This window comes from Pseudomonas sp. ADPe (assembly GCF_014843515.1).
GTDB classification, from domain to species: domain Bacteria; phylum Pseudomonadota; class Gammaproteobacteria; order Pseudomonadales; family Pseudomonadaceae; genus Pseudomonas; species Pseudomonas citronellolis.
The window spans coordinates 7,025,276-7,046,606 of sequence record NZ_CP062122.1; the positions used below are offsets into that span (position 1 = coordinate 7,025,276).

19 protein-coding genes are annotated in these 21,331 nt (G+C 68.3%); 4 read left to right on the top strand and 15 right to left on the bottom strand.

Translation table 11 applies throughout. The annotated features are described in order from the left end of the window. Positions 1 to 3 precede the first annotated feature (3 nt). The 5 genes from IG194_RS31625 to IG194_RS31645 all read right to left on the bottom strand — a co-directional run bounded on the left by IG194_RS31625 (position 4) and on the right by IG194_RS31645 (position 5,352). The gene (locus tag IG194_RS31625; RefSeq protein WP_058489966.1) at positions 4 to 528 is read right to left on the bottom strand and encodes a cupin domain-containing protein; all 525 of its coding nucleotides are present in this window, start codon (positions 526 to 528) and stop codon (positions 4 to 6) included. An 81-nt stretch (positions 529 to 609) separates the two neighbouring features. Beyond that, complete coding sequence (locus tag IG194_RS31630) at positions 610 to 1,809, bottom strand: MFS transporter (protein WP_058489967.1); 1,200 nt, start codon at positions 1,807 to 1,809, stop codon at positions 610 to 612. A gap of 67 nt (positions 1,810 to 1,876) precedes the next feature. Then, positions 1,877 to 3,532: a choline dehydrogenase gene (locus tag IG194_RS31635; RefSeq protein WP_082996293.1), complete on the bottom strand. Its 1,656-nt coding sequence runs from the start codon at positions 3,530 to 3,532 to the stop codon at positions 1,877 to 1,879. Positions 3,533 to 3,667: 135 nt separating this feature from the next. Beyond that, positions 3,668 to 4,360, bottom strand: a complete 693-nt coding sequence (locus IG194_RS31640) for a dienelactone hydrolase family protein (protein ID WP_058489969.1) — start codon at positions 4,358 to 4,360, stop codon at positions 3,668 to 3,670. 134 nt (positions 4,361 to 4,494) lie between these two features. Further along, positions 4,495 to 5,352, bottom strand: a complete 858-nt coding sequence (locus IG194_RS31645; protein WP_058489970.1) for a LysR family transcriptional regulator — start codon at positions 5,350 to 5,352, stop codon at positions 4,495 to 4,497. A 256-nt stretch (positions 5,353 to 5,608) separates the two neighbouring features. Between IG194_RS31645 and IG194_RS31650 the strand changes: the two genes are divergently transcribed. The 3 genes from IG194_RS31650 to IG194_RS31660 all read left to right on the top strand — a co-directional run bounded on the left by IG194_RS31650 (position 5,609) and on the right by IG194_RS31660 (position 8,532). Then, entirely contained in the window at positions 5,609 to 7,273 is a 1,665-nt protein-coding gene (locus IG194_RS31650; protein ID WP_058489971.1) for a choline dehydrogenase, read from the top strand. 20 nt (positions 7,274 to 7,293) lie between these two features. Further along, positions 7,294 to 7,563: a DUF861 domain-containing protein gene (locus IG194_RS31655; protein WP_058489972.1), complete on the top strand. Its 270-nt coding sequence runs from the start codon at positions 7,294 to 7,296 to the stop codon at positions 7,561 to 7,563. Positions 7,564 to 7,626: 63 nt separating this feature from the next. Next, positions 7,627 to 8,532 carry a glycine betaine ABC transporter substrate-binding protein gene (locus IG194_RS31660; protein WP_058489973.1) on the top strand — a complete coding sequence of 302 codons (906 nt, stop codon included), beginning with the start codon at positions 7,627 to 7,629 and terminating at the stop codon, positions 8,530 to 8,532. A gap of 24 nt (positions 8,533 to 8,556) precedes the next feature. Here the strand turns inward: IG194_RS31660 and IG194_RS31665 are convergent, their stop codons facing one another. Then, positions 8,557 to 9,183, bottom strand: a complete 627-nt coding sequence (locus tag IG194_RS31665; protein ID WP_058489974.1) for a DUF502 domain-containing protein — start codon at positions 9,181 to 9,183, stop codon at positions 8,557 to 8,559. Between the two features lie 1,137 nt (positions 9,184 to 10,320). Then, the gene (locus tag IG194_RS31670; protein ID WP_009622597.1) at positions 10,321 to 10,986 is read right to left on the bottom strand and encodes a TIGR04211 family SH3 domain-containing protein; all 666 of its coding nucleotides are present in this window, start codon (positions 10,984 to 10,986) and stop codon (positions 10,321 to 10,323) included. A 345-nt stretch (positions 10,987 to 11,331) separates the two neighbouring features. On the opposite strand from IG194_RS31670, the gene IG194_RS31675 reads away from it, so the two are divergent. After that, positions 11,332 to 11,511: a hypothetical protein gene (locus tag IG194_RS31675; protein ID WP_043313367.1), complete on the top strand. Its 180-nt coding sequence runs from the start codon at positions 11,332 to 11,334 to the stop codon at positions 11,509 to 11,511. A 284-nt stretch (positions 11,512 to 11,795) separates the two neighbouring features. Here the strand turns inward: IG194_RS31675 and IG194_RS31680 are convergent, their stop codons facing one another. The 8 genes from IG194_RS31680 to IG194_RS31715 form a co-directional block, all read right to left on the bottom strand. Continuing rightward, a complete protein-coding gene (locus IG194_RS31680; RefSeq protein WP_058489975.1) occupies positions 11,796 to 13,109 on the bottom strand; it encodes a cytochrome c in 1,314 nt (437 codons plus the stop codon). 11 nt (positions 13,110 to 13,120) lie between these two features. Then, a complete protein-coding gene (locus IG194_RS31685; protein ID WP_058489976.1) occupies positions 13,121 to 14,908 on the bottom strand; it encodes a GMC family oxidoreductase in 1,788 nt (595 codons plus the stop codon). A gap of 4 nt (positions 14,909 to 14,912) precedes the next feature. Beyond that, positions 14,913 to 15,671: a gluconate 2-dehydrogenase subunit 3 family protein gene (locus tag IG194_RS31690; protein ID WP_058489977.1), complete on the bottom strand. Its 759-nt coding sequence runs from the start codon at positions 15,669 to 15,671 to the stop codon at positions 14,913 to 14,915. 322 nt (positions 15,672 to 15,993) lie between these two features. Continuing rightward, entirely contained in the window at positions 15,994 to 17,160 is a 1,167-nt protein-coding gene (locus IG194_RS31695; RefSeq protein ID WP_058489978.1) for a lactonase family protein, read from the bottom strand. 63 nt (positions 17,161 to 17,223) lie between these two features. Then, positions 17,224 to 18,210: a 2-hydroxyacid dehydrogenase gene (locus IG194_RS31700; protein ID WP_058489979.1), complete on the bottom strand. Its 987-nt coding sequence runs from the start codon at positions 18,208 to 18,210 to the stop codon at positions 17,224 to 17,226. A gap of 12 nt (positions 18,211 to 18,222) precedes the next feature. Then, entirely contained in the window at positions 18,223 to 19,500 is a 1,278-nt protein-coding gene (locus IG194_RS31705) for an MFS transporter (protein WP_058489980.1), read from the bottom strand. 70 nt (positions 19,501 to 19,570) lie between these two features. After that, a complete protein-coding gene (locus IG194_RS31710) occupies positions 19,571 to 20,524 on the bottom strand; it encodes a sugar kinase (protein ID WP_058489981.1) in 954 nt (317 codons plus the stop codon). Continuing rightward, positions 20,517 to 21,293 carry a hypothetical protein gene (locus IG194_RS31715; protein WP_058489982.1) on the bottom strand — a complete coding sequence of 259 codons (777 nt, stop codon included), beginning with the start codon at positions 21,291 to 21,293 and terminating at the stop codon, positions 20,517 to 20,519. The genes IG194_RS31710 and IG194_RS31715 overlap by 8 nt, the downstream gene beginning before the upstream one ends. Between the last annotated feature and the right edge of the window lie 38 nt (positions 21,294 to 21,331).

Here is a 21,331-nt window from a genome sequence, read left to right on the forward strand (position 1 = left end):
CGCTCAGTTCTTGGTGTAGGAGAACACGCCGTTCTCCTTGCCTTCGATGCGCTCGATGTCGCTCGGGCGCTCGAAGGGTTCGGGGGCCGCGTCGCCGTTGCGGCGCGGGCGGCCGATGTCGCGGAAGAAGTTCTCCAGGCCGCTGGGGGTCATGAACCAGACCCAGTGCAGGTCGGCGTCGCCGTCGTTGATGAAGGTGTGGGCGTTGTGCTTGCCCAGGAAGACGGTCACGCCAGGCTCCAGCACGTACTCTTCACCGTCGATCACGGCCTTGCCCCGGCCGGAGATGAAATGCAGGATTTCCTCGTTGGCCGGGTGGGCATGCTCGCGCACGCGGCCGCCCGGCGGCAGGGTCTGGGTGCCCATGGACAGGTCGCGCTCCATCTTCGTCAGCCCTGGCGATACGCACACGGAGACGTAGCCGTTGGCAGGCTTGGGCTGCCAGTAGCTGACCTCGCTGTCGCGGTTGAAGTAGTAGACGACGCCCTTGTCGGCGCTGGCCTTCAGGGCATTGCTCGAATCGGTCATTGCGGTCACCTCGTGAAATGGGTTGGCTTTGCTCGTAAACGTTTTCATTCCGAGCCGAAAAACAGGGGAACGGCGTTCCCCTTACAGCTGCACAGGCACGAATTGGCGGTTTTCTACCCGTTCGCTCCCCGCGTTGCTGCGCAGGGTGCAGATCATCAGCACGACGAAGGCGATCAGCGGCAGCGCCATGGCCAGCCGCAGCCCGAGCTGGGCCGAGGCGAAGCCGATCACCGGCGGCGCGATGAGAAAGCCCACGTAGCCCAGCGTCCCGTTCATCGCCAGCCCGAGCCCCGGAGCCCCCGGGAAGGCGCGGCTGGCCCGGCTGTAGAGCGTGGGGATCATGTTGGCCAGGCCCAGGCCGACCAGCACGAAGCCGGCGATGGCCGCCGCCGGCTGCGGCGCCAGCATGCCCAGGGCCAGCCCGGCCGCGCCCAGCGCGCCCGAGCCGCAGAGCAGCGTGGATTGACCCAGGCGACGCACCAGGCGGTCGCCGGACAGGCGGCCGACCGCCATCGCCAGGCTGAAGGCGCCGAAGGCGAAGGCCGCCGTACTGGCCGATGCCCGGCTGACGTCGGTGAGGTACAGGGAACTCCAGTCGATGACCGTGCGCTCGATGAACAGCGCCAGGAAGGTCAGGCCGGCGATGCACAGCAGGGCGACGTTCGGCATGGCGAAGACCCGCCCGTCCGCCCCGTCGCCGGCCGACAGCGGTTCCAGCCGGCCCAGCCAGCGGCTCGCCAGCAGCGAGGTCAGCGCGATCGATGCCGAGGCGAAGGCCAGGCAATGCAGCGGCCCCAGGCGGTCGGCCAGCAGCGTGGCGACGGCCGAGGCGCCGGCCAGCCCGCCGATGCTGAACACCGCATGGAAGGACGACATCAGCGGCTTCGCCCGGCGCGCCTCGATGATCGCGCCGTGGGTATTCATGGCCACGTCGAACACGCTGTTCGCCACGCCCAGCAGGAACACCGCGATGCTGTACGCCAGCGACGAGGTCGCCAGCGCCGACAGCGGCAGCACGGCCGCCAGCAGCGCCCCGCCCAGCAGCAGGGTATTGCGGCTGCCCAGGCGGGTGACCAGGCTGCCCGCCAGGAACAGCGTGAGCATGGTGCCCGCGGCGAAGGCGCTGAGCGCCATGCCCAGCTGCTGGTCGGACAGCGCCAGCGCCGCCTTCATGCCGGGGATGTTGGTGGCCCAGACCGCCAGCACCATGCCGTTGACGAAGAACATGGCTGTGGTGGCGACACGCGCCTGGCCCAGGTGCTCCGAGTGTTTCCTGCTCATCACTGCCTACCCGATCTTGTTCTTGTAGCTGCCGCGGGCGCCGCAAGCGGCGCCTGCGCCTTGGGCCTCAGGCCACCTTGTAGTAGTCGGCGACCTCGCGGGCGAGCTGCGGGCGGCCGCGCACGTGGTCGGCGATCTTCTCGGCCATCATGATCACCGGCGCGTTCAGGTTGCCGCTGACGATCTCCGGCATGATCGAGGCGTCGACCACGCGCACGTTGTCCAGCTCGTGGACCTGGCCCCAGGCGTTCACCACGCTCTGGTCGTCGTTGCCCATGCGCAGCGAGCAGCACGGATGGTAGTTGGTGCCGGCCAGCTGGCGGAGCATGGCGAGGATCTCGGCGTCGCTCTGGGTCGCGGCGCCGGGCGTCACCTCTTCGCCGCGGTACGGGTCCCAGGCCGGCTGCGCGACGACGTGGCGGATCGCCTTCACCGCGGCGATGGCTTCGGCGCGGTCCTCCTCGGTGGAGAGGAAGTTGAAGCTGAACTTCGGCGCCTCCAGCGGGTTGGCGCTGCCCAGCCAGACCGAGCCGGTGCTGGTCGGGCGCATCAGGCTGAAGAAGTACTGGAAGCCGTTCTCCAGCTTGACGCTGCCGTGCTGGAACTCGCCCAGCATGGGGATGAACTCGAACTGCACGTTCGGCACCTTGATCGACTCGTCGGTGCGGATGAAGGCCCCGACCTCGAAGAAGTTGGTCGCCCCCATGCCCTTCTTGAACAGCTGCCAGAGCAGGCCGAGCTTGGCCTTGCCCAGCAGGGTCAGGTCCTTGGCGATCGACACGTTCTGCGTCGCGCGGTACTGCACGGGCGCGGCGATATGGTCCTTCATGCCCTTGCCCACGCCGGGCAGGTCGGCGATCACCTTGATGCCGAAGCGCTCCAGGTGGCTGGCCTCGCCCACGCCGGAGAGCATCAGCAGGTGCGGCGAATGGATGGCGCCGGCGCAGAGGATGACCTCGCGGCCGACCTCGACGACCCGCGGCTCGCCGGCGGCCAGCAGGTGCACGCGCACCGCGCGCCGGCCGGCGAACTCGATGCGGGTGACCTGCGCGCGGTCGCACACGTGCAGGCGCTCGCGGTCGGTGTTGGCGTGCAGGTAGGCCTGGGAAGTGCTCCAGCGGATGCCGTCGTGGATGTTGCGCTGGGTGATGTGCACGCCTTCCTGGCGATAGGCGTTGTGGTCGTCGACACGCTTGTGCCCGGCCTGCTCGCCCGCCTCCAGGAAGGCGTGGTAGAGCGGGTTCTCGGCCTTGCAGGTCTGGATCTTCATGGGGCCGTTGCCGCCGCGGTAGGCGCTCTCGCCCTTGTCGAAGGTCTCGGCCTTGCGGAAGTACGGCAGACATTGCGCGTAGCTCCAGCCTTCCAGGCCCATGGCGCCCCAGTTGTCGTAGTCCCAGGGGTTGCCGCGCACCCAGTTCATGCCGTTGATCGAGGACGAGCCGCCCAATACCCGGCCGCGGGCTTCATAGATCCTGCGCTCGCACAGGCCGGCCTCGGGCTCGGAATGCAGGTACCAGTTGAACCTGTCGTTCATCAGCGGGAAGCCCAGCGCCGCGGGCATGCGGATGTAGAGGCTCTGGTCGGAGGGGCCGGCTTCGAGCAGCAGCACCTTCACGCCCTTCTCTTCCGCCAGGCGGGCCGCCATGACGCTGCCTGCGGAGCCCGATCCCACCACCACGTAATCGTAGGCTTTCAGTGCAGCCCGACCGTAGATATCACGCACGTCTTTCTCCCGGGAAATTTTGTTGTTGGACTTGAGCCAGCTTGGGAGCCGATGGATTATTTGTAATCGATTACAGAACGCTTTGCAAGAAGTCCGTCATGCCGCTCGTCACTGCAGCAGCAAGGCCCTCGCGGCTTACAGGTGCCGCGCCAGGAACTGCAGCGTCCGCCCCTTTGCCAGCGCCGCATCGCGCTGCCCGTAGGCGGGCCGGTACGGGCAGTTGAAGCCATGGCCCCGCCCCGCATAGACGAAGTGCTCCACCGGCGTCGGCTGGGGGATCGACGAAAGCCATTGCCGGGCATCCGCCAGCGGGATGAGGTGGTCCTGCTCGGCGAAGTGGAACAGCATCGGGCATGCCAGCGCACGCAGTTGATCGACGTGCTGACCGAGGCCACTGCCATAGTAGGAAACCGCCGCCTGCACCTGCCCGCCGCTGGCGGCGAGAAACGCCAGGCGGCCGCCCAGGCAATAGCCCAGCGCGCCGATGCCGCCGTCGACGGACGGCAAGCCGGCAAGGAAGGCGGTGGCGGCGTCGAGGTCAGCCTGCGCCTCGGCGAAATCCAGCGTCCGCAGGTGTTCGTAGGCTCGGGCGGTGCCGGCCTCGTCGTAGGGCAGTTCCACCCTCGCCTTCTGCCGCCAGAACATGTCCGGCGCCAGCACCACGTAGCCGTCGGCCGCGTACTGCTCCGCGAGATCGCGGATATGCCCGTTCACGCCCCAGATTTCCTGGAGCAGCAACAACCCCGGGCCGAAGCCCCTGGGCGGCATGGCCAGGTACCCGGAGAAAACCTTTGGATCGTCCTTCGCGATACCTACCCAGAGTCCCATCGCCAACCTCCACATGCAGGGCAAACAATCTGTAAACGTTTACATAAATTACGGCGAATTCTCCGGGAAACCCAGGAGCTGTCAAGCCTTCCGCTCACCCCTGGCACCAGGCGCCGTTGAGTGCCAGCCGAAGCTCACTGCATCGGCACCTGCTTGCGCAGCTCGTCGGCGAAACTCTGCACGGCCGCCGAAGGCGCGCCCTTGCCCAGGCGCAGCTCGATCGTGACGTTGCCGAGCAACGGCAGCGCTTCGTCCGCGGCGTTCAGAATGCGCCAGCCGGGCTGGATCAGCGGCGCGGAGGTCGCGGCTATGGCCAAGCCGCTGTCCACGGCCAGTTGCACGCCGGTCACGCCGGTGCATTCGAAGGCGATCTCATAGTCCCGCTGGGTGCTGCTGAGCGCCGTGAGTATCTGCCGCCGATAACCACAACCGTGCGGATACAGCGCCAGGGGAATCGGTACATCCGGGTTCAGGCCGTAGTCGGAGGCGGCCACCCACTGCAGTTGGTCGCAGCGCAGGATTTCGCCGTTCCCGTCGTTGCTGCGCTGGGTGACCAAGGCGATGTCCAGCTCGCCCTCTTCCAGCGCGGTGAACAGGTTCTGGCTGATGTCGTTGCGGATCTTCAGGCGCACCCTGGGGAACAGCTGGGTGAACGAGCGCAGCACCGGCAACAGGAAGGCACTGGCGTAGTCGTCGGGGATGCCGAAGCGGACCGTGCCGGACACCTCTTCCTTGACGAACAGGTCCACGGCCTCGTTGCTCAGGGCGAGCATCCTGCGCGCGTACTGCAGCAGCAACTCGCCATGGGGGGTGAGTTCGGCCAACTGGTGGCCGCGGTCGATCAGGCGCTTGCCCAGCATGTCTTCGAGCTTCTTCAGCTGGATGCTGATGGCGGCCTGTGTCTTGTGCAGGCGCTGCGCGGCGAGCGCAAGGCTCCTGCACTCGGCAATCGTCTTGAAGGTGTGCAGCAAGGTGAGATCCAGGTGGCGCACGGCGCGGTCCTCATGGCCTGTTCATCGGCCCCAGGGTAAGGGGAAAAGGCTGGCGTCCGCATGCCCGTTCGCGTCACCCGTCCACCCCGGGCCCTTGCCGCCGCAAGGCCTGCGGGCGGCTTAAAAGTTATTTAAGCGTGGCTTGTTTTTTATTAAATATCCGCCCTCCGGCACCTTCATTACAGTGGCCCCCACGGTGCAGCCGAGCAGGTGCACCTCCCCACGGTGTGGCCCACAGGCCGCTGGAGAACAGTCGATGCAGTCCGAGTTTGATTACGTTATCGCCGGTGCGGGCTCTGCGGGTTGCGTGCTCGCCCGCCGGCTCTCCGATGCGGGGCACAAGGTCCTGCTGGTCGAGGTGGGAGGCTCCGATTCGTCCTGGATCATCCGCATGCCCGCCGGCTTGCGCTCCGCCTTCAAGCCGACCTCGAAGTACAACTGGTGGTATCACACCGAGGAACAGCGCCACCTGAATAATCGGCGCATCCAGCAACCCAGGGGGCGGGTGCTGGGCGGCTCCTCCTCCATCAACGGCATGACCTGGCTGCGCGGCCATCCCCTGGACTACGACCGCTGGGAAGCCGAGGGCGCGACGGGCTGGAGCTGGGCCGATTGCGCGCCCTATTTCAAGAAGATCGAGTCCAGCGCCGTCGCCAGCCCCTACCGCGGCCAGGACGGCCCGATCCGCGCGCAGCGCCAGGAAAGCCTGAGCCCGTTGAATGCGGCATTCCTCGAAGCGGGCCGGCAGGCCGGCTTCGCGCTGACCGACGACGTGAATGGCTATCGCCAGGAAGGCGTGTCCCGCTTCGAGATGAGCGTGCGCAACGGCATCCGCAACAGCTCGGCCTACGGCTACCTGCATTCGCTGGGCGAACATCCGAACCTGAGCATCTGGCTCGGCTGCGAGGTCCAGCGGGTAACCCTGGAAGGACGACGCGCCACGGGCCTGCAAATCCGCCGCAAGAACAAGGTTGTCGAGGTGCGTGCCCGGTGCGAGACGCTGCTTTGCAGCGGCGTCTTCGGCTCCGCGCAACTGCTGATGCTCTCTGGCATCGGGCCCGCGGAACATCTGCGGGAACACGATCTGGCCTGTGCCGTCGATCTCCCCGGCGTCGGGCAGAACCTGCAGGACCACCTGGAGTGCCACATACAGGTCGAGACCCTCGAGCCCATCTCGCTGAACCGGGAACTGCAGCCGCACCGCATGCTGTGGGCCGGCATCCAGTGGTTCGGCTTGCGCAAGGGCGTGGCGGCGGTCAACCAGTGCCACGTCGGCGCCTTCCTCAACAGTTCGCCCGGCACGCCCCATCCGGACATCCAGTTCCACTTCTTCCCGGTCTTCTTCGACAAGGACTGGATTCCCGTCTCGACGACCTACGGCTATCGCATCGGCGTCGGCCCGATGCGCCCGACCAGCCGGGGCAGCGTGAGGCTGCGCAGCAACAAGGTTGCCGACCCGCTGCGGATCGACCCCAACTACATGGCCACGGAAGAAGACTGGCGCGTCATGCGCGAGGCCATGCGCCTGGGCATCGAGTTCGCCAACCAGCCAGCCCTCAAGCGCTACAGCTACCGGGAAGATACGCCCGGCCCGCATATCCGCGGCGGCAAGGCGCTGGACGACTTCATCCGTGAAGACGCGGCGAGCGCCTACCACCCCTGCGGCACCTGCAGGATGGGCAGCGGCAAGGACCCGCTGGCGGTCGTCGACAGCCAGCTGCGCGTCATCGGCATCGACAGCCTGCGCGTGATCGATGCCTCGGTGTTCCCCTCGGTGCCCAGCGCCAACATCAACGCGGCCACCATCATGCTGGCGGAAAAGGCCAGCGACCTCCTACTGGGCAAGCCACCGCTGAAGCCGGAGGCCCTGCCCTTCCACCACCGCTTGCCGGCGCTGCCGATCCGGCCGGAAGTGGTCTGAACCCTACCCGGAGTCACGACATGACGGAAATCATCCAGCGCCAGGCCACCGCACCCGAGAAAGAGCAGTGCCAGACATGGGAACTGTGGGAAAGCGGCGAGACGGAACGCTTCGAGTATCACTACGAGCAGGACGTCCAGTTCGTCGTGCAACGCGGCGAAGCGGTCATCCATAGCCCTGCCAACCCACCGGTCAGCATCGCGCCGGGGAGCCACGTGACGGTTCGCCGAGGGGTCAGTGCCGTCTGGCACATCGCCTCGCCCGTGGTGAATCGCTACCGCTACCTCTGATCCGCTCCACCCCAGATGCCATGCATCGAGCTGCCAACCCAATAACTACAATCGAGGTGCCAGATGATCGCCAACAACCCCATTGCAAGAACACTCGGCCGCTGGATGGCGGCAACCGCCCTGGCGGCATGCGCGGGCCTGGCCCACGCCGACGAACCCAAGCCCGTGGTGATCGGCTGGGTGAACTGGGCCGACACGGAAATCACCGTCAAGCTCGCCACCACCGCCCTGCAGGATCAGCTCAAGCAGCCGGTGAAGCTGGTCATGGCCGACATCGGCATCCAGTTCCAGGCCATGGCGACCGGCAAGGTGGACCTGATCCCCATGGCCTGGCTCACCTACAGTCACAAGCCGTTCTGGGACAAGTACAAGGACCGGCTCGAAGACCTCGGCGTCATCTACGAAGGCCGCCTGGGTCTCGCCGTTCCCACCTCCATCCCGGTCAGCGAAGTCGCCAGCATCGAGGACCTGAACAAGCCCGAAGTGCGGGAGAAGTTCGAGGGCAAGATTCTCACCTCCGAGGTCGGCAACGGCCAATACAAGACCGCCACCCGCGCCATCGCCGCATACAAGCTGGACGGCTACAAGCTGCTGGCCTCCTCGGAGACCGGCATGCTCAACGAGCTGGACCGCAACCTGAAGCGCGACAAGTGGGCGCTGATCAACGCCTGGAGCCCACACTGGATGTTCTCCACCTGGTCGCTGCGCTACCTGGACGACCCCAAGGAGGTCTACGGCAAGACCGAGCAGATCCACGCCGTGGCGCGCAAGGGGTTCACCCGGGACTTTCCCCAGGTCGCCTACTTCTTCTCGAACTTCCATCTGCCGATGAAAGACCTCGAGACGCTGATGAAGCAGGCTCGAGAGAGCTCGGCGGACAAGGCGGTGGCCGAGTACTACGCAGCCCACAGGGACAGCTTCAAGGTCATGTTCCAGAACCCTTCCGCGGTGGCGGCCTCGCAACCCTGACAGCTCTGCCAGGGGCGCCGGAACTCACCGGTCTCCTGGCGTGGCTGCCGGGACGTCATCCCGGCCACGGGCTGCCTCCATGGCCTGCACCAGGCCGCGGGCGCCGGAGCCCCATTTGGTGATGACCTTCACCGCCTCGGTGAAGGGCACGTCGACCGGGTGCACGCGATGCGCATCTAGCACGTACACGGCGCCGGCGAAGGGTGTCGGCACCGAGGGCACGAACACGGTGTAGCGGCCGTCCTCGAAGGCCTCGATGATGAAGCCGGGCACCAGGGCCTCTTCGATTTCCACCAGGGCCGGCTTCCAGATGCCGTCGTTCTTCTCGCCGGCCACCTGCAGGGTCAGGCTGCGCAGCAGCTCGTAGCCGGGAATGCGCTCGAACACCGAGCGCTCCAGCCGGCCACGGGCCAGCTTTCCCAGGCGGGTGCGCACGGCGAGGCCGATGACGAAGCAGCTCACCAGCACGAGCAGCACGGACAATATCTGCTGGGCCGGCAGGCTCTCCGGCAGTAGCTGGGTGAAGGGCCGGACCAGTTGGCCGGCCGAGGCGATGCCCTTGAGCAGGAGCAGCAGGGCCAGGTAGATCGGCAGGATGACCAGCAGGCCTGCCAGCACGCACCTGCCGATGAAAGCGACGGCGTTTTTCACGGAAGCACCTCCTCGGGTTGCTGGCCGCGGCCCGTGGAAAAACACCTGCGCAGGGTCGGCCACGCGTGCCGGCGGGAGGCCGGCAGGGCTTGGAGATAGCCTAGACGACGGGGGGTCGTTTCACTTTACAGGGCCTGGTCCGAACTCTCTCTCCAACCCTATCCTTCGTGCCGACCTCAATCTCGTCATTCCCGCGAACGCGGGACGCGGCTCCATCGCGAACAGCGCTTGCGCTGGCCCGAAGGGGAATAACCCAGCTGCCTTGGCTTGGGTGTTTCTGCGCCGCACCGAGTCTGCCCGACCGTCTTGTTTCGCCCCCTCGGGCGAGTCCCTTTTGTCAATCGCCACAAAAGGAACCAAAAAGGCTTGCCCCGACATACGGGCCCGATGGAGCCGGGCTACCCTCGCGAATTCCCCCGCCACGGAGGCCCGCCCCGAGGGTACGTCCCTGTAGCCCGCGGGGCTCTCGCGACATCCATGTCGCATGACCTCCTGAGCGCCGGTTTCGCCCGGCCTTCTGAAGGGGCGTTTCGGTGCGCGCGGATGTTTCTCTGGAAGTCCAAAATCCAGAGCAAACGCGCTTTTGCTTTTGCTTTTCGTAGGAGCGAGCTTGCTCGCGAACCCCGCAGTCACTGGGTTGCCGCGTTCGCGGGAATGACGGGGGATGGTTAGGCGTTTCAGGATGACTCAGGGTTTTCCTCCCGCCCCGAACGGCCCCCTCTCCCTTCAGGGCGGGGCGCGCAGCCGAGGGCTGGGGAGAGGGTTACGGACTCCCCCACACACCTCTGCCAACCCTGACTCCGCTCCCCCTCCCTAACCCTCCCCCGCAAGCGGGAGAGGGAACCGTTCGGCATGAAACGCAATCACGAAGCTCCCTGCCCCCACATCCGTCTAGCCAAACCAATCGCGGACGGAGTCCGCTCCTACGGGTCCAGAATCGTCAGGCTTCGGTGTTTCGGCCAACGGCGTATAACCGCGAACGGTTATACGCCCTACGCGCTCAGGATGATTCCGAACTCGCCGCCCACGCCGAACGGCCCCCTCTCCCTCCGGGAGAGGGCTGGGGTGAGGGTGCGGAGCCTGGACTGGGCGCCTTCGCTGAACCAAGGCCCCCCTAATCCCACCGCAACCAGCGCCTCAGATCCACTGATCGTTGCGCTTGCGCCGCACCCGCAGCAGGGTCGGCAGGATCAGCCCGACCAGCAGCCCGGCGCCGGCGATGCTGCCGCCGTAGGCCATGTAGCGCATCAGCACCTGCTTGTTCTCGTCGCCCAGTTGCGCCTGCGCCGCGCGCAGTTCGGAGCGGGCCTTGGTGAGTTCGTCGTCGAGGCCGGCGCGGGCCGCCTGCAGTTCGTCGATGAGTTTCTTGCGCGAGTCCAGGGTTTCCTGCATGCCCTGCACGCGGGTCTTCCAGCTGTCGTTGATGCCCGCCAGTTCGGCGCTCAGCTCGCTCACCTTCTGCTCCAGCTGCGGCAGGCGCTCGGCCTGGCCGGGCTTGTCCTGCAGGTCGCGGCTGGGGATCCACACGCTGCTGCCGCTTTCGCCGCGCACCTGGCTGTAGTCGCCCTGGGTGTTCAGCAGCTCGACCTTCTGCCCCGAGGTCAGGGTGCCGACGATGCGGTAGCCGTCGGTGGGGCCGCTGCGCACGTAGGTCGTCAGGCTGTCGCTCACCCAGCGCGCATTGCCGGCGCCCTCCTCGGCCTGCGCCGCGGCGCCGGCCGCCAGCAGGCCACCCAGCAGGCAGGCGCCCAGGACGCGGGTGGGAAGGGATACGGAGGCGGGGAAATGACGGGATAGGGACATGGGCAATCTTCACATGGCGATAAACGAACCCCGGCGAGCGGGCGCGGTAAAAAGCCGGCCAGGCAGATGCTCCGGGGCGGCTACGATCTTGCTATCGACGCGGCGCAATCACCCGGCTGGCGCGGGCCCGGGCCCGCCGCCCGGTGGGCCGACAGCAGACAGACAGCGCAACGGCGCAATGAGTTCACCGGGCGCCGTGATGGGGGGATGGGTGGTCGGTGGCGCACTGATGACTGACGGCGAGCCTGTAGTTCGTCGCACCGCCCGCCTCCGCTCGTCGCCCGCCCGGGCGCCCGCGGGCATTCGCGTGTTTGCTTTAAGCACCACCTTCGCGGAGGGCCCGCCATGTGCCGGCAGATCCTGTTCTCGCTCGCCACGCTGATCGTCCTGACGCTGGGAACGGCCGCCTGCAGCAGCCGGGACTGCGCCTCCGGGCAGCAGACGGACTGCAAGGAACGCGACAGCCGCCAGCAGATTCCCAGGCAACAGATCGATCCGCGGATTCAGTCGTTGCCCAGGTATTGAGGTTTGGATTGGCGGCGGTGCCGGGTGGAAGTCCGTTTGCCCTCACCCCAGCCGTCACCCGGAGGGGGAGAAGGCAAGCCGAGGCATCGATGCCGCCGGGCAATCCCATCGCGGACGGAGTCCGCTCCTACGCTCCCTGGGACACACGGCGCAGGAGCGACTGTCTTGCCCACTGCGCCGGGGTGCTTTTCGTAGGATGGGTTGAGCTTGCGAAACCCATGCGGCCACGGTGATGGGTATCGCTTCGCTCAACCCATCCTACGGGGTGTGGTGTTTGCCGTCGGCTACGGCGCCTCCTTCCCCGTGGTATCGCCGATCAACGTCGCCGCCTTCAGCTCCGGCCTGGGTTGGCTGCGCAAGGCCTTCACCTGCCCGGCATCCACCGGCTCGGCCTGGTTGCCCCAGCTGCTGCGGATGAAGTTGACCACCTCGGCCACCTGCTGGTCCGACAGGCGCCAGGCGAAGCCGGGCATGCTGAAGGTGGACGGCGCCGTCGCCGTGGCCGGCAGGGTGCTGCCGTCGAGCACGATGTGGATCAGCGAGGTGGCGTCCGCGCTCTGCAGCACCGGGTTGCCGGCCAGCGCCGGGAACACCCGGGCGTAGCCCTTGCCGTCGGTGCGGTGGCAGGCGGCGCAGTTGTCGACGTAGAGCGCGGCGCCGGTCTTGCCGTCGTCGCCCTTCCACAGCGCCCCGGCGACCTGGCGGTCTTCCTGGAACGGCTTGTCGTCGGGGTTCACCGGTGGCAGGGACTTCAGGTAGCGGGCGATGGCGGTCAGGTCGGCGTCGGTCATGTACTGCATGCTGTGCTCGACCACGTCGCTCATGCCGCCGAATACCGCGCTGCGTTCACTGCGCCCGGTCTTGAGGAAGGCGACGATCTGCGCCTCGCTCCAGCTGCCCAGGCCGTCCTTGTGGTCGCCGCGCAGGTTCTTGGCGATCCAGCCTTCCAGCGGCGCGCTGCCGGACAGGTACTCGGGCCCGTCGGCGGCGTCCAGGGCCTTCTCCTGCATGGTCAGCGCCCGCGGCGTGTGGCAGGCGCCGCAGTGCCCCAGGCCTTCCGCCAGGTAGGCGCCGCGGGCCAGGGTCGGGTCCTGCCCGGCGGCAGCGAAGGGCTTCACCTCCGGGGCGAACAACCCGCGCCAGATCGCCAGCGGCCAGCGCATGCTCAGCGGCCAGGGGATGTCGCTGTCCTTGTTCTCCTGCACCACCGGCGCCACGCCGTGCATGAAGTAGGCGTAGAGCGCGCGCATGTCCTCGTCGCTGACGCGGGCATAGGACGGGTACGGCATGGCCGGGTACAGGGTGCTGCCGCCCTTGCCGATGCCCTGGCGCACGGCGCGCTCGAAGTCCTCGTAGCTGTAGTTGCCGATGCCGGTCTTGTCCGGGGTGATGTTGGTCGAGTAGATGGTGCCGATGGGCGTGGCCATCGGCAGGCCGCCGGCGAAGGGCTCGCCGCCCTTGGCGGTGTGGCAGGCCACGCAGTCGCCGGCGCGGGCCAGGTATTCGCCCTGCTTCACCTGCGCCGGGTCGGTCGCATCGGCGGCATATAGCGCAGTGCTGGCGGCCATGGCCAGGGCGGCGCTGAGGAATGTCTTCATGTTCCGGCCTCCTATGCCTGCACCAGCGGGCCCGGGTGCTTCAGGTACACCTCGCGGATGGCCCGCGCCGACCAGTAGGTCAGCGCCGCCACCAGCCCGGTGGGGTTGTAGCCCAGGCCCTGGGGGAAGGCCGAGGCGCCGGGGACGAACACGTTGTGCACGTCCCACACCTGCAGGTAGCGGTTCAGGGCGCTGGTCTTGGGGTCGGTGCCCATGATCGCCCCGCCGTTGAGGTGGGTGGTCTGGTAGACGGTGGCGTCGAAGTGCTGGCCGAACTCCTTCATCGGCGCGGTGACCACCTTGGCGCCCATGGCATCGGCGATCTTGCGCATCTGCGCGACCATGAAGCGGTTCATCTTCACGTCGTTGTCCTTCCAGTCGAAGGTCATGCGCAGCAGCGGCTGGCCGTAGGCGTCCTTGTACACCGGGTCGAGGTCCAGGTAGTTGTCGCGGTAGGACTGGTGCGCGCCGTGGGTGTCCATCGCCAGTATGTGCCGGTAGCTGTCGGCCAGCGCGGCCTTCCAGGCGCTGCCCCACTTGGGCGTGCCCGGCGGCACCTTGGCCCCGGCGATGGGCTTGGTGCCGGCCTGGTTGACCCAGAACGGCGAGCCGCCGACGAAGCCGTGGGGGCCGTGGTCGAAGTTGTCGGCATTGAAGTCGTCCACCGCCACGCCGTTGCCGCCGGCGCCGATGAAGGGGTTGGTGTGGTGGCTGGCTTTGTCGAAGAAGGCGCTCACCGTGGAGATGTTCTGGAAGGCGAAGTTGCGCCCCACCACGCCCTCGTTCCTCAGCGGGTCGTAGGGCTTGCCGATGCCCGAGAGCAGCATCAGGCGCACGTTGTTGAACTGGAAGGCGCCGAGGATCACCAGGTCCGCCGGTTGCTCCACTTCGCGGCCCTGGGCGTCGACGTAGGTGACGCCGGTGGCCAGGTCCTTCTCGGCGTTGAGGTTCACCCGCAGCACGTGGGCGTTGTTGCGCAGCTCGAAGTTAGGCACCTGGCGCAGCGCCGGCAGGATGTTCACGTTGGGCGAGGCCTTGGAGTACATGTAGCAGGCGTAGCCGCTGCAGAAGCCGCAGAAGTTGCACGGCCCCATCTGCGCGCCGTAGGGGTTGGTGTAGGGCCCGGAGGTGTTAGCCGAGGGCAGGTTGTAGGGGTGGTAGCCGACCTCGCGGGCGGCCTTCTCGAACAGTTGCGCGGACACGGTGTTCTTCTGCGCCGGCAGCGGGAAGTCGCTAGAACGGTCGGCGGCGAAGGGGTTGCCGCCCTTGTCGCGGCCCACCACCTGGCCCTTGATCGACCAGGCCGTGCCGGAGGTGCCGAAGACCTTCTCGGCGAAGTCGAAGTACGGCTCCAGCTCGTCGTAGCTGACGCCGAAGTCCTGGATGGTCATACCCTCGGGGATGAAGGCCTTGCCGTAGCGTTCCTCGTAGTGGCTGCGCAGGCGCAGTTCCACCGGGTCGACGCGGAAATGCACGCCCGACCAGTGCAGCCCCGCCCCGCCGGTGCCGGTGCCGGGCAGGAAGGCGCCGAACTGGCGGTAGGGCACGGCCAGGTCGCTCAGGCCGTGGCGCAGGGTCACGGTCTCGCGGGAGATGTCCATGAACAGCTTCTTGCGCGAGTTGTAGGTCAGCTCGTCCATGGTCTGCGGGTAGACGCCGTCGGGGTAGGTGTCGCGGGCCGGGCCGCGTTCCAGGGCCACCACCTGCAGGCCCGCCTCGGTCAGTTCCTTGGCCATGATGGCGCCGGTCCAGCCGAACCCGACGATGACCGCATCGACTTTCTTCAATACCTGGGCCATTGCCTCAACCTCGCTCGCCACTGATGGAAACCGGCGGGAAGGGATAGCGCTCGTCGCGCTCCACCCAGTCCATGAAGTCGGCGCGGGCGCCGGGGAAGCCGATCAGCTTCCAGCCGGCCAGGCCCTGGTTGCCGCCGTGCAGCGGGTCGCTGAAGAAGCCCTCGCGGGTGTTCAGACAGAGCATGGCGAAGAAGGTCGCCGCCGGCACCGCCTGGAACTCGGCCTTGCCGCCGTCCAGGGCCTCCAGCGCCTGCTGTTGCTGCGCCGCGTCCAGTTCGGCGAAGGGCTTGTTCCACTTGGCCTTGCACCAGGCGTCGGTCTCCTGGATGCCCAGGCGGTAGATTTCCTGCGGGCTGAGCTTGAGCTGGTAGCCCAGCTCCGGCGCGGCATCCGGGTGGAAGGGCCCCTGCATGTACCAGAGCCCGCCGCTGCCGTAGCGGGTGTTCAGCTGGCGGTCGATGAACTCCGGCACGCCGGCGTCCGCGGCCCCCGGGCCCAGCGCGTCGGTGGGGATGAGCACGGCCACGGCGGCCTGGACGAAGGCCCATTCCTGGGCGGTGAAGAAGGTCGGCTGGTAGGCGCGCGCGCCGCCCTGCCGCGGCTCGGCGGCGGGCTGCGGGTCGGCCGCGGGCGTGCTCGGGCCGCCGAGCACCACGCTGCCCACGCCAGTGCCGGCCAGGGTGGCCACGGGGATCAGCGCCAGGGACTTGCGCAGGAAGTCGCGCCGCGCCGGTTGCGCGGCGGCTGGGTCGTCGTTGGACATGGCTGGGTCTCTCCTTTTTCCAACAGGTCAATCAGGTCGTGTAGGTCTTCTCGCCCCTTTTGCGGCCGGTGGTGCCGGATGCGCGGGGCTGTTGTTCGTGTCGGTAAGCATAGGTGGCTATCGAAAGCTCGCCGGTTACAGGGAAGCACGGGCGCTTTTCGTAGGATGGGTTGAGCTTGCGAAACCCATGCTGTCGGGGTGATGGGTATCGCTTCGCTCAACCCATCCTACGGGGCTGGAAATCCGAATCGCGGACGGAGTCCGCTCCTACGGGTCCGGAGGCATGGGACTCTCCCGCTTGCGGGAGAGGGCTGGAGAGACCTCAGCGCAGGAACTTCAGATCGGAAGGCGAATCGATGGCGAACTTCTGCACCGTCTCGCCCAACTTGCCGCTGTCCGGATCGCGGCGCATGACCACGACCTGGTTGCTCTTCTGGTTCGCCACCAGCAGGAAGCGCCCACTGGGATCCAGGCTGAACTCGCGCGGCTCGACGCCTTCCACCGAGCGCCGCTGCAATTCCTTCAACTGGCCGCTGGCCGGGTCCAGCGTATACACCAGCAGCTCGCTGGCCTTGCCGCGGTTGCTGGCATAGAGGAAGCGCCCGTCCGGCGAAAGATGCACGGCAGCGGCAGCCTTGTGCGCGGCGTCCTGGCCGGCGGCCATGTCCACCAGTTGCGTGCGTTGCAACTGGCCGTCGCGCACCTCGAACACGGCGATCTGCCCGGCCATCTCCAGGGTCAGGTAGGCGTAGCGGCCGTCGCGGCTGAACAGCAGGTGGCGCGGGCCGCTGCCCGGCGGCAGGTCCACCGCCGCCGGCTGCGCCGGGCTCAGCGGGTGCTCGCGGTTGGCCGCCTCGTAGCGGTAGACGAAGACCTTGTCCGCGCCCAGGTCCTGCACGTAGACGTAGCGCCCGTCCACCCCGGAAACCACCGAGTGCACGTGGCTGCTGGCCTGGCGCTCGGGGTTGACGCGAGAGGCGCCATGGCGCTCCTGCTGCACCACGCCGGTCAGCTGACCCTGCTCGTCGATGCCGAGCACCGCCAGGTTGCCGCCGGGGTCCGGGTGCACCGCGTAGTTGGCCACGAACAGGTGCCCTCCCCCGGCCGCCAGGCTGGAGTAGGTGGGCTCGTCGCCGCGGCTTTGCACCTGGTTCAGCAGGCTCAGCTGGTGGCTGGCCGGGTCGATGGCGAAGGCGCTGACCTTGCCGAGCGGGTCGCTCGCACCGGGGCCGTTCTCGTTGACGGCGTAGAGGCGCGTCTGGTCGGCATTGAGCGTCAGCCAGGAGGGGTTTTCGCTGGGCACCACCTGCAGCGCCTCGGCCTGGATGTGGCCGCTGGCGCTGTCGAAACGGTAACGGTAGATGCCCTGGCTGCCGGCGCCGGTGTAGGTGCCGACCAGCAGGTCGTATTGCTGGGCGGCGCTGGCCGGCCCGGCGAACAGGCCGGTGCCGGCGCACAGCAGCAGGGTCAGGGCGGCGGGTTTGATCATGATGGGCGTGTCCTTGCAGGCAGAGGGTCGGTCACGGGTCGGACCGGGTGAAAAGGCGGCGGTTCAACCGGATCGACGCGCCCAGACACCGGGGTTGACCAGGTTCGCGGGGCGCTCGCCGGCCAGTGCCGCCAGCAGGTTGTCCACCGCGCAGCGGGCCATGGCCTCGCGGGTTTCCTCGGTGGCCGAGCCGATGTGCGGCGTCGCCACCAGGTTGTCCAGCTGCAGCAGCGGCGAATCCGCCGGCAGCGGCTCGCGCACGAACACGTCCAGGCCGGCGCCGCGGATGCGCCGCTCGCGCAGGGCCCGCAGCAGCGCATCTTCGTCCACTACGCGGCCGCGGGAGATGTTCACCAGGATGGCCGAAGGCTTCATCAGCGCCAGTTCGCGCTCGCCGATCAGCCCCTCCGTTTCAGCACTCAGCGGCACGCACAGGCAGACGAAGTCGGCCTCGCCCAGCAGCGCATCCAGCGGCAGGTGGCGCGCGCCGTAGCGGGCCTCCACCTCCGGCCGCGGCCGCCGCGCGCTGTACAGCACCTGCATGCCGAAGCCGGCCTGGGCGCGGCGCGCCAGGGCCTCGCCGATGCGGCCCATGCCGACGATGCCGAGGCTCTTGCCATGCACGTCGCAGCCGAACTGCGCCGGGCCGATGCCGGCCTGCCAGTGCCCGGCGCGGATCCAGCGGTCCAGCTCGGCCACCCGCCGGGCGCTGGCCAGCAGCAGGGCGAAGCCGGTGTCGGCGGTGGTCTCGGTGAGCACGTCGGGGGTGTTGGTGAGCAGCACGCCGCGGCGCTCCAGCTCGGCGATGTCGTAGTTGTCCACGCCCACCGAGACGCTGGAGACCACCTCCAGCTGCGGCGCCAGGTCCAGCAGCGCGGCGTCCAGGCGCAGGCTGGCGCCCAGCAGGCCCTGGGCGCCGGGCAGCGCCGCGCGCAGGCGGGCCAGGCCGTCGGCGGCCGGGTCCTCGATCAGGGTCACCTCGGCGTGGGCCTGCAGGCGCTGCATCAGCGCGTCGGACAGGCGCTTGTAGAGGACGATGCGTTTCTTCATGGTCGAAACTTCCTAGTGGCCCAGCGCCGGACGAAGGCGCTCGGCTTTCTGCGAGGGGTTGAGGATGGCGGTCAGGGCAACGGCCGCCAGCAGCGCGCCGCACATGAACAGGTAGGAGGCGCCGGGCCCGCCGGTGGCGCCGTTGAGGTAGCCCACCAGCCAGGAGCCGGAGAACGAGCCCAGCGCGCCCATGCTGTTGATCAGCGCCATGGCGCCGCCGGCGACGTTGCTCGGCAGCACTTCCGGGACGATGGCGAAGAACGGCCCGTAGGGCGCGTACATGCAGGCGCCGGCGATCACCAGCAGCGCGTAGGAGGCCCAGAAGTGCTGGCTGCCCAGGGCGTAGGAGCCGTAGAAGGCCAGGGCGGCGATCAGCAGCGGCGGCCAGACGAAGCGCTTGCGCTTCTGCAGGCGGTCCGAGGCCCAGGACACCCCGAGCATCGCCAGCACCGCCACTAGGTACGGCAGCGCCGACAGCCAGCCGGCGCTGACGATGTCCAGGCCCGAGGCCTGCTTGAGGATCGACGGCAGCCAGAGCACGAAGCCGTACACGCCGATGCTCCAGCAGAAGTACTGCAGGCAGAGGATGATCACCTTCGGCGAGCGGAACGCCTCGCGGTAGTTCTTCACCGGCTTGATGCCCTGCTGCTCGGCGGCCAGGGCGCGCTGCAGCGCGGCCTTCTCGGCCTCGTCCAGCCACTTGGCCTGGGCCGGGCGGTCATCCACCAGGCGCCACCAGATGAAGGCCCAGAGCACCGCCGGCAGGCCCTCGATGATGAACATCCAGCGCCAGTCGAACTGGCTCACCAGGTAGCCGGAAAGCACCGACATCCAGAGGATGGTCACCGGGTTGCCGAGGATCAGGAAGGTGTTGGCCCGCGAGCGCTCGGCGCGGGTGAACCAGTGGCAGAGGTAGATCAGCATGGCCGGCATCACCGCCGCCTCCACCACGCCCAGCAGGAAGCGGATGCCCACCAGCAGGTAGACGTCGCGGACCATGCCGGTGAGCGTGGCCAGGCCGCCCCAGAGGATCAGGCTGGCGAAGATCAGCTTCTTCACGCTGCGCTTCTCGGCGTAGATGGCGCCGGGCACCTGGAAGAAGAAATAGCCCAGGAAGAACAGCGCGCCCAGCAGCGAGGACAGCGCCGGGGTGATGTTCAGGTCCTCGGCCATGCCGGAGGCGGCGGCGAAGCCGTAGTTGGCGCGGTCCAGGTAGGCCAGGCTGTAGGTGACGAAGACGATGGGCATGATGTGCCACCAGCGGCGTGGGGCGAGTCGGTCGATCTGCATGGCATTTCTCCTGAGCTTGTTGTTCTTGTCGCAACAGGTGCCGGCCGGGCCGGCGGTCTTAGGGTCCGGGTCAGGCGCGCAGGCGGGCGTCGTGGGCTTCGAGTTCGTGGCGCAGGGGCAGGCCTTCCATGTCGCCGCGCGACTGCACCGCGCGGCTGCCGCACCAGTTGCCGCGGGCCACCGCGTGGCGCAGGTCGCAGCCTTCCAGCAAGGCGCTGATCACGCCCACGGCGAAGGCGTCGCCGGCGCCCACGGTGTCCACCACCCGCGCCACCGGCTGCGCCGGCACCACGCCTTCGCGGCCGTCGGCATCGCGGAAGTAGGCGCCCTCGGCGCCGAGCTTGATGGCCACGCACTCCACGCCCTGCTCAAGGTAGAAGCCGGCGATGGCCTCGGGCGACTGGCGGCCGGTCAGCAGGCGGCCCTCCTCCAAGCCCGGCAGCACCCAGTGGGCCTTGGACGCCAGGGCGTTGATCTCGCGCACCATGGTGGCGCGGTCCGGCCACAGCGAGGGACGCAGGTTGGGGTCGAAGGACACGCTGCGGCCGGCGGCGCGCATGGCGTCCAGTAGTTGGTGGGACAGCTCGCGGCAGCTCGCCGAAAGCGCCGGCACTATGCCCGTGGCGTGCAGGTGGCGGGCGCGCAGCAGGCCCGGACGCAGCAGCGTCGGCGACATGCGGCTGGCCGCCGAATTGCGGCGGAAGTATTCCACCCGCGGGTCGCTGCCGTCGTCGCAGCGGGCCTTGAGCTGGAAGCCGGTGGGGTGCTCCACGTCCACTTCCACACCGTCGCAGTCCAGGCCCTCGCGGCGCAGGCTGGCCAGCACGAAGCGGCCCAGGCAGTCGTCGCCCACCCGGCTCAGCCAGTTTACCCGCAGGCCCAGGCGCGCCAGACCGATGGCCACGTTGCTGTCGGCACCGGCGATGCGCTTGCCGAAGCCTTCCACCTCGGCCAGGTCGCCGCACTGCTCGGCGACGAACATGGCCATGGTCTCGCCGAAGCAGAGCACGTCGTGTTCAGCCATGGCGCACCTCCGCGGCGCGGCCCAGCTGCGCCAGTTGCGCCACCTGCTCGCGGGTCAGGCTGGCCAGGTCGTCGCCGGCCAGCGGGTATTCGATGGCGCGCGGCACGCCGGGGGCGAAGCGCGCCAGCAGCGCCTCCCACTCGTCGAGGTCGGCGGGCTGCGGTGGTATGGCCACCAGGCGCCCATCCTCGCGGCGGCGCACCGCCTTGCAATGCACGTAGCGCACCCAGGGCCCGAGCAGGCGCGCGGCCTGCTGCGGCGACTCGCCCTGCCAGTGCCAGTTGCCGATGTCGAAGGTCATGGCCAGCGGCAGGCCCAGCTCGGCGGCGCGGCGGAAGCAGCGCAGCAGCGGCTCGACGCGACCGCCCCGGGCGGTCTGGTCGTTCTCCACCAGCAGCGCCGGCCCCTGCGCCAGCAAGGGGCGCAGGGCCTCCAGGTCGCACTCGTCGCGGTAGTGGCCGAGGGAAACCTTCAGCGCCACGGCGCCAGCCTCCCCTGCCAGGCGCAGGCGATCGGCCACCGCCGGCTCCAGGCTGGCGTCCGCGCGCCACAGCTCCAGCGGCGCCGAGTACAGGCTTTCCAGGCCCTGGGCGGCGCTGGCCGCGGCCAGGGTGGCGGCGTCGGGCAGCGCGTCGAAGAGTTCTTCGCGCCATTCGACGCGGCTCGCGCCGGCCTCGGCCAGCAGCGCCAGGTAGGCGGCCTGGCCCCGCTGGCGCACGGCATCGGCGCCGAAACTGGACAGGCTGATGGATACGGGGTTCGCGTGCATTGTTCTTGTCCTTCTCGTTCAGCCGGATGAAACCGGTT